The 10244-nt window shown below is 74.5% G+C and carries 8 protein-coding genes; 5 read left to right on the top strand and 3 right to left on the bottom strand.

Annotated features, from left to right (window positions below; all coding sequences use genetic code 11):
• Nucleotides 1–50: 50 nt before the first annotated feature.
• Entirely contained in the window at nt 51–1601 is a 1551-nt protein-coding gene (locus ACFU7Y_RS31550; protein ID WP_224283441.1) for an MFS transporter, read from the bottom strand.
• 109 nt (nt 1602–1710) lie between these two features.
• Here ACFU7Y_RS31550 and ACFU7Y_RS31545 point away from each other — a divergent pair, with 109 nt between their 5' ends.
• A complete protein-coding gene (locus ACFU7Y_RS31545; protein WP_380770432.1) occupies nt 1711–2316 on the top strand; it encodes a TetR/AcrR family transcriptional regulator in 606 nt (201 codons plus the stop codon).
• Here the strand turns inward: ACFU7Y_RS31545 and ACFU7Y_RS31540 are convergent.
• Nucleotides 2306–2623, bottom strand: coding sequence for a cupin (locus ACFU7Y_RS31540; protein WP_224283439.1), 318 nt, complete (start codon nt 2621–2623; stop codon nt 2306–2308). The two genes, ACFU7Y_RS31545 and ACFU7Y_RS31540, sit on opposite strands and share 11 nt — an antisense overlap.
• 120 nt (nt 2624–2743) lie before the next feature.
• Here ACFU7Y_RS31540 and ACFU7Y_RS31535 point away from each other — a divergent pair, with 120 nt between their 5' ends.
• The gene (locus ACFU7Y_RS31535) at nt 2744–3010 is read left to right on the top strand and encodes a hypothetical protein (protein ID WP_380770431.1); all 267 of its coding nucleotides are present in this window, start codon (nt 2744–2746) and stop codon (nt 3008–3010) included.
• 78 nt (nt 3011–3088) lie between these two features.
• Here ACFU7Y_RS31535 and ACFU7Y_RS31530 read toward each other — a convergent pair whose 3' ends face one another.
• On the bottom strand, nt 3089–4246 hold the full coding sequence (locus ACFU7Y_RS31530; protein ID WP_224283437.1) for an acyl-CoA dehydrogenase family protein: 1158 nt from the start codon (nt 4244–4246) through the stop codon (nt 3089–3091).
• Between the two features lie 231 nt (nt 4247–4477).
• Here ACFU7Y_RS31530 and ACFU7Y_RS31525 point away from each other — a divergent pair, with 231 nt between their 5' ends.
• The 3 genes from ACFU7Y_RS31525 to ACFU7Y_RS31515 all read left to right on the top strand — a co-directional run bounded on the left by ACFU7Y_RS31525 (nt 4478) and on the right by ACFU7Y_RS31515 (nt 10198).
• Nucleotides 4478–5626, top strand: a complete 1149-nt coding sequence (locus ACFU7Y_RS31525; RefSeq protein ID WP_380770430.1) for a TetR/AcrR family transcriptional regulator — start codon at nt 4478–4480, stop codon at nt 5624–5626.
• Between the two features lie 197 nt (nt 5627–5823).
• On the top strand, nt 5824–7779 hold the full coding sequence (locus ACFU7Y_RS31520) for an ATP-binding protein (protein WP_380770429.1): 1956 nt from the start codon (nt 5824–5826) through the stop codon (nt 7777–7779).
• Nucleotides 7780–7840: 61 nt separating this feature from the next.
• The gene (locus ACFU7Y_RS31515) at nt 7841–10198 is read left to right on the top strand and encodes a hypothetical protein (RefSeq protein WP_380770428.1); all 2358 of its coding nucleotides are present in this window, start codon (nt 7841–7843) and stop codon (nt 10196–10198) included.
• The last annotated feature ends 46 nt before the right edge of the window (nt 10199–10244 follow it).

Raw genomic sequence — 10244 nt, 5'->3', positions numbered from 1 at the left:
CAGGGATGGGCGGGGGCTCTCGATGACTCGCGTGGATCGGGCCGGGTGGGTCAGGCGGCGACGGCCTCGGGCGTGGGCGCGGGGGCGGCGGCCGGGAGGTGGCGCATCAGGCGGTAGGCCAGGACCGCGGCGCCCAGGGCGAAGACCAGGCCGACCACGGCGGCGACGTGCAGGCCGTCGGTGAAGGCGGTGCGGGCGGTCTCCAGCAGGTCGGCGCCGAGCCGGCCGGGCAGGTGGGCGGCGACGGTGACCGCGCCGCCGAGGGTGTCCTGGGCGGTCCGGGCGACCTCGCCGTCGACGCCGGCCGGGAGGGTGCCGTCCAGCCGGTGGCGGTAGACCGCGGCGCCGGCCGCGCCGAGCAGGGCGATGCCGAGCGAGCTGCCGAGCTCCACGGCGGTCTCGGAGGTGGCGGAGGCGGCGCCGGCCTGTTCGACCGGGGCGGCGGAGACGACCATCTCGGCGGTCATCGTCATGGTGCCGACGGTCCCGGCGGCCAGGACGCCCGCCGCGGTGAGGACGAGCGCCAGTGGGGAGTGCGGGCCGACCAGGGTCATCATCGCGAAGCCCACCGAGCCGACCAGGAAGCCGCCGCCCATCAGCACTGCCGGGCGGACCCTGCCGGCCAGCGCCGAGCTGACCCCGACCGCCGCGCCGACGCCCAGGCTCGGCACCAGCGACCAGAGCGAGGCGGTCAGCGGGCTCATGCCCTTGACCAGCTGGAGGTACTGCGAGGTGAAGAGGGCGAAGCCCATCATCGCGAACATCGCGACGGTGTTGACGCTGATCGCGCCGCTGAAGGTGCGGATCCGGAACAGGCTCAGGTCGAGCAGCGGGTTCGCGGCGGTGCGCTGGCGCCGGACGAACGCGCCGGCCAGCAGCAGTCCGGTGGGGACGGCGAGCCCGGGCAGCAGGCTCCAGCCCTCGACGGCGACCGTCTTGATGCCGTAGACCAGCGGCAGGATCGCGGCCAGGGAGAGCGCGGCGCCGAGCAGGTCGAAGCGTCCGGTGCGGCCGGTGGAGCGGTACTCGGGGAGCAGGACGGGCGCGGTCAGCAGCACCAGGGCCATCACCGGGACGGCGAGCAGGAAGGCCGAGCCCCACCAGAAGTGCTCCAGCAGCAGGCCGCCGGCGACCGGGCCGAGGGTGGCCCCGGCGGTCAGGATGCCTCCCCAGGCGCCGAGCGCGATCTGCCGCTGCTTGGGGTCGTGGAACATGTTGCGGATCAGCGCGAGGGTCGAGGGCATCACGGTGGCCCCGGCGGCGCCGAGCACCGCGCGGGCCGCGATCAGCTGGCCGGCGTCGTGCGACCAGGCGGCCAGCAGCGAGGCGCCCGCGAAGCCGGCGGCGCCGATCATCAGCAGCCGGCGGCGGCCGATCCGGTCGCCCAGCGCGCCCATCGTGATGAGCAGCCCGGCCAGCAGGAACGAGTACATGTCCATGATCCACAGCTGCTGGGTGCCGCTGGGCGCCAGCGTGGTGGAGATGTACGGGACGGCGAAGAAGAGCACGCCCATGTCCATGGTGAGGACGAGGGTCGGGAGCAGGAGGACGGCCAGGCCGATCCATGCGCGACGGCCTGCGCGGCCGGTGGTTGCGGTCATGGGGAAGACGGTACGGATGAGTGAGACGCTTGTCTAGTACATATGTGTAAATCGATCGTGCAAGACGATCGTGCAAGACATTCGTCCAGGGCTTCCGTAGGATCGGGGCATGGGAAACCGCGAAGACCTGATGGCCGGCGCCAAGCGCTGCCTGTACGAGAAGGGCTACGGGCGCACCACCGCCCGCGACGTCGCGACCGCCTCCGGCGTCAGCCTGGCCGCGATCGGCTACCACTTCGGCTCGAAGGAGGCGCTGCTCAACGCGGCGATGATCGAGGCGATCGGGGAGATGGGGGAGGCCCTGGGCGCGGTGGTGATCGCCGCCAACCAGGTGTCGGACGACCCCGGGGTGCGCTTCGCGGCCGTCTGGGACGGCCTGCGGGACGTCTTCGTCGAGCACCGCGGGCTCTGGGCGGCCCAGTTCGAGGCGCTCGCCCAGGCCGGACACGCCCCCGAACTGGCGGAGGCCTTCGCGGCGGCGCAGAAGGAGGGCCGGCTCGGGCTGGCCGCGGTCTTCCAGGGGCTGCCCGAGGTGCCGGACACCGAGGAGGAGGTCGTCCGCGGCGCCTTCTACCAGACCCTGCTGGCCGGCTACTGCGCCCAGTGGCTGGCCGCGCCCGAACTCGCTCCCAGCGGACGGGACTTCCTGCGCGGGTTGCGGTTGGTCGGCGACAGCGTGTTCAGCCCGGTGGAGGCCGAGTCCGCTACGCGGTGACGGCCGTCAGCAGCACCACCGAGTCGACGTGCGCGAGCAGCCCGTGCCGCTCCTGCGGGACGGGCTCCAGCCGGCCGGCCGGCAGTTCCAGCCGCCGCCCGGCGATGGTCAGCGAGACCCGGCCGCGCAGGACCTGGACGCTGCCCGCGGTGGGCGGGTTGTGCTCGTCCAGCGCGGTGCCCGCGGTCAGCGCGATCACGGTCTGCCGCAGGATCCCGTCGTGCAGCACCAGGTGGGCGCTGCGCCCGTGCGGGCTCTCGGCCGCAAGGGCGGCGTGCTCCACGGCGAGCCGTTCGAGATCGGGCATCGCGCCGCCTCCTCACTCCGTGTGCCCAGGGTCGCGGACGTCCGGGCCTCCCGCACCCGGAGCGACCGGGGCCGAGCGGTCCGAGGTGCAGGCTCCGCCGGCTGCCCGCATCGTGGAGGCATGGCGACCAACGACAGAGTCATTTCCGGGTTCCGGGTCAACCGCCCGCTGCTGACCGGCGGCGTGGCGCTCACCGCGATCGGCACCGCGCTCAGTGCGGCCGGGACGGTGGTGGTGTGCGCGGCGCTGATCGCGGCCGGGCGCAGCTGGGTGCGCGGCCTGGACACGCCGCCGGCCGCGCTCGCCCAGCGGGCCCTGCGGGAGGCGAAGGTGGCGTCCACGGCGGGCTGGGAGGCCTGGCGTGCCGAGCACAGCTCGCCCAACTGAGCCCACCCGCCCGGCCGGCAGCGGCGAGGCGAGCCGCCGGGGGGGGGCGGCCCGCCGTGCCGTCGGACCGGGACGGGCCTACAGCCCCAGTGACTTGGCGATGATGCTGCGCATGACCTCGCTGGTGCCGCCGTAGATCCGGAACACCCGGTTGTCGGTGTAGAGCCGGGCGATCGGGTACTCCAGGATGTAGCCGTAACCGCCGTGCAGCTGGAGGCACTTGTCGATCACGGTGGAGGCCGACTCGGTGCAGAACAGCTTCACCGCGGCCGCGTCCGCGACGGTCAGCTCGCCGTTCTGGTACAGCTCCAGGGCCCGGTCCACCATCGACTGCTGCGCCACCACCTGGGCCTCGCAGTCGGCCAGGGTGAACTTGGTGTTCTGGAACTCGGCCACCGCCTTGCCGAACACCTTGCGGTCCTTGACGTACTGCACCGCGAACCGCACCGCCGCCGCGGCCGCCGCGTACGCGCCGACGGCGATCGCCAGCCGCTCCTGCACCAGGTTGTGGGTCAGGTAGGAGAAGGCCCTGCCCTCCTCGCCGAGCAGGTTCTCCACCGGCACCCGGACGTCGCTGAACGCCAGCTCGGCGGTGTCCGAGGTGCGCAGGCCGATCTTCTGGAGCTTGCGGCCGACGGTGTAGCCCTCGGAGGAGGTGTCCACACAGAGGATGGACAGCCCGGCCCGGCGGTTCTCCGGGTCGTACGGGGCGGTGCGGCAGACCACCAGGACGAGGTCGGCCAGCACGCCGCCGGTGATGAAGGTCTTGGCGCCGTTCAGGACGTAGTGGGTGCCGTCCTCGGAGAGCCTCGCGGTGGTGGAGATGCCCGCGAGGTCGGAGCCGGCGCCGGGCTCGGTCATCGCGATCGCGGTCATGATGTCGCCGGAGACGAAGCCGGGGAGCCAGCGCCGCTTCTGCTCCTCGTTCGCGTACTCCAGCAGGTACGGCAGCACCAGGCCGGTGTGCACGCCGGAGGAGCCGAAGCTCACGCCCGCCCGGGCGGTCTCCTCGGCGATCACCGCCTGGTACTTGAAGCCGCTCTCGCCCGCGCCGCCGTACTCCTCCGGCACCTCGATGCCGTAGACGCCGAGTGCGCCGAGCTGCCGGTAGAAGTCGCGCGGCGGGTGGCCCTCGGCCTCCCAGCTCTCGTAGACCGGGACGACCTCGTTGGCGATGAAGTCCCGGATGGTCTCCCGGAAGGCCTCGTGGTCCTCGTTGAACACGGTGCGGCGCACGGCGGCGCTCCCTTCGACGGCACCGGCCGGGGCTGCCGGCCGGGGCGGAACGTGCCTGGTGATGGCCCCACAAGTTAATCCGGGGTAGCTTCGGCTGTCCAGAGTGGGCCGGCCGTGAGAGGGCCCTGGGGAGCACGGTCGACGGGGGTGCGAAGTGAATCCTTGCTAGCCTTCCGTCGATGCCGCGCCGGTACCGGAGCGGTACCCGGCCGAAGGGGAGGGGGGCTCGCGATGGTGGTCCGACGGCCGCCCGGGCGGCGCGCCCAGATCCTGGCCGTGGCCGCCGACCGCTTCCACCGCAGCGGCTACCACCAGGTCTCGATGACCGAGGTCGCCGCCGGCGTCGGCATCACCGCGCCCGCGCTCTACCGCCACTTCCGCGGCAAGCCCGAACTGCTCGACCGCGCTGTGCGGTTGGGCCTGGACGCGCTCGCCGAAGGACTGCGCCCGGCCCGCACCACCGCCGAGCTCGGCACCGCGCTGGCCGCCGTCGCGGTCGGCCACCGCCCGCTCGGCACCCTGGTGCAGCGCGACGCCCGGCTGCTGCCGCCGGCCCGGCGGGCGGCGCTGCGCCGCGAACTGCGCGCCGACGTCGCCCTGATGGTCGCCGTGCTGCGCGCGGAACGGCCGGAACTCGCCACAGGGGACGCCGAGTTGCTCTGCTGGTCGGCACTCTCGGCCTGCGCCGGGCTCTCCTACCAGTCGGCGGCGCCGCAGCCCCGACGGGCCGAGGCGCTGCTGCGCGAGATGGTCGCGGCCGTTCTCGGGGTCTCCCTGGAGGGTGCGGTCGCAGGGCCCGCCGCCGTACCGGTGCCGGAACCCGGGCCGCGGGCGCGCCGGGAGGAGCTGCTCGCGGCGGCCGTGCGGCTGTTCCACCAGCGCGGCTTCGACAACGTCAGCACCGACCAGCTCGGCGCCGCCGTCGGCATCTCCGGCCCCAGCGTGTACCGGCACTTCGACAGCAAGGCCGAGCTGCTCGCCGCCTCGCTGGTGCGCAGCCGCGAGCGGCTCTGGCACGAGGTGGACGGCGCGATCGCGGCCGCCTCCGGGCCCGGGGCGGCGCTTGAGGCCGGGCTGGGCGCGTACGTCGGCTTCGCGCTGCGCAACGGGGACTACCTGGGTGCGATGCTCAGCGAGACGGAGCGGCTGGCCCCGCCCGACCGCCGGGCCGCGGTGGACTTCCGGCGGGACTTCCTGCGCACCTGGGTCGGGCTGCTGCGGCAGGTGCACCCCACGTGTGACGCGGCGGCCGCCCGGATCCGGGTGCACGCGCTGTTCGCGCTGGTCAACGACGGGGTGCGGAACCGTCCGCACAGTGCCCGGCCGGACCTCGGGGACTGCCTGCTACGGCTCGGCCGGGCGGTACTCGGTCTCTCCTGAGCGGGGCACCGGGGCCGGGGCCGGCGGCGGACGTGCGGGGGGTGGACGAATTCCACCGAACGGGTGGCGGTTCCCCCGACAGTGGAGGATCGGTCAATTAAGAGTTGACTACATTCCGTCATTTCGTCATTCCGTCAGGAAGGCGTCAAGAAGAAAGAAATGGTCGCCAGATAGTCGCACTGGCACACTGGGGACCCATGTCTGATGGTGCCCCGCCCGAGCCCACCCCCGCCGAGGAGCTGCGCACGACCGAGGTCGATCTCGGCGGCCTGGTGAACGTCCTCGCCACCCACCTCTACTCCACTCCGCTGGTCGCGCTGCGCGAACTCGTCCAGAACGCGCACGACTCGCACACCCGACGGCTCCTGGAGGACCCGGACGGCGACCACCGCCCGCTGATCCGGGTGCGCGCCGACGCCGCCCGGCGGACCGTCGCCATCGAGGACACCGGCGCCGGCCTCACCGAACCGGAGATCCACTCCTACCTGGCCACCGTCGGCACCGGCTACACCCGGATGCTGCGCGACCTGACCGGCAACCAGGAGCTGATCGGCGCCTTCGGCCTGGGCTTCCTCTCCGCCTTCTCGATCGCCGACGAGGTCACCGTCACCACCACCTCGCACCGCGAGCCGCTGCTCGGGCACCGCTACCGCAGCCGCGGCGGCGAGCAGTACCAGGTCGAGCCGGTGCCCGCCCGGCCCCGCCCCGGCACGGTGGTCGAGCTGGCGCTCAAGGCCGAGCACGGCCACCTCGCCGACGAGGACGTCCTGCGCGACGTGCTCGGCCGCTACTGCGTGCTGCTGCCGATCCCGGTCCACGTCGGCGAGGACGAGCGGCCGGTCAACTCCGTCGAGGTGCCCTGGCGGCGATCGGCCCTCCCGCCGGCCACCCCGGCCCTCGGCCGAGACGACTCGGGTGGCCCCTCGGACGGTGAGCAGTACGCCGCCCGGATGCGCTTCGCCACCGCCTTCGGCCGCCGCTTCGAGCCGCTCACCGCCTTCCCGGTGCACCCGGTCGAGGGCGTCACCGACGCGGCCGGTCTGCTCTGGGTCCAGGACGGCGGCACCTACGGCAGCAGCGACAACCGCGACCTCGCCGTCTACCTGCGCGGCATGCTGCTCGCCGAGGACGCCCGCGACCTGCTGCCCCGCTGGGCCGGGTTCATCGGCGGCGTGGTCGAGTCCAACCGGCTCACCCCCACCGCCAGCCGCGAGGACCTCCAACGCGACGAGCACTACCACGCGCTCCGGAAGGTCCTCACCGACGCCATCGTGGACGGCCTGTACGAGACCGCCCGGCTGCGGCCCGCCGCCTGGCGCCGCATCCTCACCCGGCACGGCAGCGACCTGCTCGGCGCCGCGCTCTGCGACGAGCGGCTGTTCACCCTGCTCGCCGACGACGTCCCGGTGCCCACCTCGCAGGGCGACCTCACGGCCGGCGCGCTGCGCGCGGCGGGAGGCGGCGCGGTGCACGTCGCGCTCGGCAGCGGCGGCGGCTTCGAGGAGATGCTGTACCGGGCGATGCGGGTGCCGATCGCGCGCGGCGACCGCTACGCCGTCCTGCCGTTCCTGCGCCGCTACGCCCAGCTGCGCGGCTGCCGGGTGGTCGAGCTGGGCAGCGAGCAGGGCAACCGCGAGCTGTTCCGCGACCCGGAGCGCCCGCTGCCGGAGCACGAGTCGGCCTGGCTGGCCGGCGCCCTCGCCGACCCGGGCGAGCAGCTCGTCCCGGCCCGCTTCGACCCGCCCGGCCTGCCGCTGGTGCTGGTGCCGGACCGCGAGGCCGAGTTGAAGGCCCGGATCGAGGACGACCAGGCGGACGCCCGGATACCGTCCGCCGCCCTGTGGCTGGCCCGCGCCTTCACGGCCCGCACCGACGGTGGGGTCCGGGCCCGGCTCTACCTCAACCTGGCCAGTCCGGCGGTCCAGGACCTGCTCGCCGCCTACCGCCGCGGGCACACCGGCAGCGCGACCGCGGCCGGGCTGCTCCGCTCGATCAAGGTGATCATGGCCGCGGCCTCGTCCGGCCCCTCGGAGGGCGACCTGACCACGGCGCTGACCGGCATCGGCACCGCGGTCTCCGCCCTGACCGCCGCCGTCCCGGCCGGCCTGCCGGAGGTCCCGGACAGCCCCGGCGCCCTCGCGGAGGAGTCGTGACGGACGGATTGTCAGGGGTGTGCGGTAGACAACTCATCAGCACGACGCAGGGGGAACAGGCATGACCACCAACATCTGGGCCTGGGTGCGCGACACCCACCGTCAGCTGGCCGAGGCCGGTCACCACCGGCTGGCCGACGCCATCATCGAGCTGCCCGAGCACGCCACCGAGGGGCGCAACGAGCAGCTGGACGCGCTCTACCCGGAGGCGGTGGCCGCCGCCCGGGCGCTCGGCCTGCCCTGGGTCGAGGTCTACCTGCGGCACTGGCGGATGCAGAACCTGCTGAACAAGCGCCAGCAGGGCGAGGCGGTGCTGCCCGAGGCGGTCGACCTGCTGGACTTCGCGCACCGGGAGGAGACGGCGGGCTGCCCGCAGTCCGTCTGCGTGGTGCAGGACTTCGCGATCTGCCACGCCCGGATCGACGGGCCGGGGTACGTGGCCGAGCGCCTCGCCGTGGTCGGCGAGACGCTGGACCGGATCGAGCCCGCCCGGGCCTGCTACGACTGCCTCTCCCGCGAGTACTCCGACGCCCTGGAGGACGACGGCCGGGCGGCCGAGGCGCTGGACTACCTGGACTCCGCGGCCAACCGGATGCGGGCGGCCGGCCAGCCGGTCTCGCTCCGCTTCCACCAGGCCCGGGCCGGCACCCTGCACCTGCTGGGCCGGCACGAGGAGGTGCTGGAGCTGCTGGACACCGCCGAGCGGGCCGAGCAGGCGCAGGGGCGCCGGCTGGACGAGCGCGACCAGCGCTGGGGCGCCCTGCTGCGGGCCCGCGCGCTCGCCGCACTCGGCCGCACCGAGGAGGCGCTCGCCCTGCTGCCCGGGCGGGCCGAGGCCGAAAAGCACGCCGACCTGCGCGGCGCCTGGACGCAGACGGTCGAGCTGCTGGTCGCGGCCGGCGCCCGGGAGAACGACGCCGAGCTGGGCGCCGTACTGGCCGGCTGGGTCGGCTACCTGGACGGCGTCGGCGCGCACCGCCCGTGCGTGGACCTGCTGCTGGCGGCGGGTCGGCTCGCGCTCGCCCGCGGCGCCCGCACGGTGGCGCTGACCCTCGCCGCGACGGGGGAGCGTAAACTCGCCCGGTTGCGTCGCACCGACGGCGTGTCGGAGCAGGTCGCGGCACTGCGCGCGGCCGCCGAGGCACTGCCGGAGCCCGAGCTGCCCGTCCCGCCGGGCGAGCTGACGGCGCACCTGGCCGAGATCCAGGTGCCCTATGAGACCGGCGCCGACCTGCTCTCCGTCGCCCTGGACCGGTACCGGGGTGAGCAGGCCGGCGCCACCGAACTGGCGGTGCTCCTGGCCACCGTGCTGGGCGGCCTCGGCCACGCCCGTGCCGCGGCCGACCTGCTGTGGCGGTACGTGGAGGACGACCCGGCGGACCGCGAGCTGACCGGCGCGCTCGGCGAGATGCTGATCGAGGCCCGGGACGCCGAGGGCGTACGCCGCCTCGCCGACCGGGTGGCCGTCTCCGCCCCGGCCGACGGGCACTGGACACGTGCCCGGTGGGCCGCCGCCGAGGGCCGCTGGGCCGAGGCGCTGGAGCAGTGCCGGGCGATCCTGGCGCTGGACGACAAGGTGCTCAACACCCGCCGCCTCGCCGCCCACGCCGCCACCGAGCTGGGCGACCACGCCACCGCGCAGCGGCTGTACCTGGAGCTGCTGGAGCGCGCGGTGCCGGCCGGGGACGCCGGTGATGAGGACGGCCACCGGACGGTCCAGGAGCCGGACCTGTGGCACCTGATCACCGCGGCCAGCGCCAACCGGGACTGGGCCGTGGTCCGTTCCACCGGCGCGCTGCTCGACATCGAGTTCGACGAGCCCGAGGGCCCGGTGGACGAGGAGTGGCAGCTGGTCAGCATCCGCGCCACCCGCACCAACGGCGCGACGTCCGACCTGCCCGCCCTCCGGACGGGCCCGGCCACCGCCCGCATCCTGCCGGTGCTCGGCGACGACCTGACGCTCAACCACGGCGACGTGGTGGTCTTCGCCCCGGCCCTGCTGGAGCGCCCGCCGGCCGAGGACGCCCCCGAGGAGGAGCGGCAGCACTGGCGCCCGGTGTTCGGGCTGCTCACCCTGCTCGACCCGGCCGGGTACACCACGTACTGGATCGACGGCGGCCGGCCCGGCGACGAGCCGTGGTCGGTCCTGCGCGAGGAACTGCACGAGGCCGGGTACGCGGTCTGGGTGTACAGCGGGGACCAGTACCGGATCACCGACCCGACGGAGGACGGCGACACCCTGCCCGGCGTCTACGCGGCCCTCGGCGTTCCGCCGACCGCCTCGGCCGCCGAGGCCGACGCCCTGCTGCACCGGCTGACCGGCGGCTGGCCGCACCCGCTCGCCTGGCCGGAGCTGGCCAAGGCGGCCGGCGCGGACCTCTCCCGGCACGAGGAGATCGTCGAGCGCTACGGGCTCTGACCACCCTCGACCGCGCCGCGGCCCCGACGGGCCGGTCCTCCAGGGC

The sequence above is a fragment of the Kitasatospora sp. NPDC057542 genome, assembly GCF_042801945.1.
Taxonomy (GTDB): domain Bacteria; phylum Actinomycetota; class Actinomycetes; order Streptomycetales; family Streptomycetaceae; genus Kitasatospora.
Note: the sequence above shows the minus strand (reverse complement) of the source record. Positions and strands in the feature narration are given on the sequence as shown.

Bases quoted from the DNA above. Each gene is read 5' to 3' on its own strand.
- ACFU7Y_RS31550 (WP_224283441.1), bottom strand. From the start codon at position 1,601: ATGACCGCAACCACCGGCCGCGCAGGCCGTCGCGCATGGATCGGCCTG.
- ACFU7Y_RS31545 (WP_380770432.1), top strand. From the start codon at position 1,711: ATGGGAAACCGCGAAGACCTGATGGCCGGCGCCAAGCGCTGCCTGTAC.
- ACFU7Y_RS31540 (WP_224283439.1), bottom strand. From the start codon at position 2,623: ATGCCCGATCTCGAACGGCTCGCCGTGGAGCACGCCGCCCTTGCGGCC.
- ACFU7Y_RS31535 (WP_380770431.1), top strand. From the start codon at position 2,744: ATGGCGACCAACGACAGAGTCATTTCCGGGTTCCGGGTCAACCGCCCG.
- ACFU7Y_RS31525 (WP_380770430.1), top strand. From the start codon at position 4,478: ATGGTGGTCCGACGGCCGCCCGGGCGGCGCGCCCAGATCCTGGCCGTG.
- ACFU7Y_RS31520 (WP_380770429.1), top strand. From the start codon at position 5,824: ATGTCTGATGGTGCCCCGCCCGAGCCCACCCCCGCCGAGGAGCTGCGC.
- ACFU7Y_RS31515 (WP_380770428.1), top strand. From the start codon at position 7,841: ATGACCACCAACATCTGGGCCTGGGTGCGCGACACCCACCGTCAGCTG.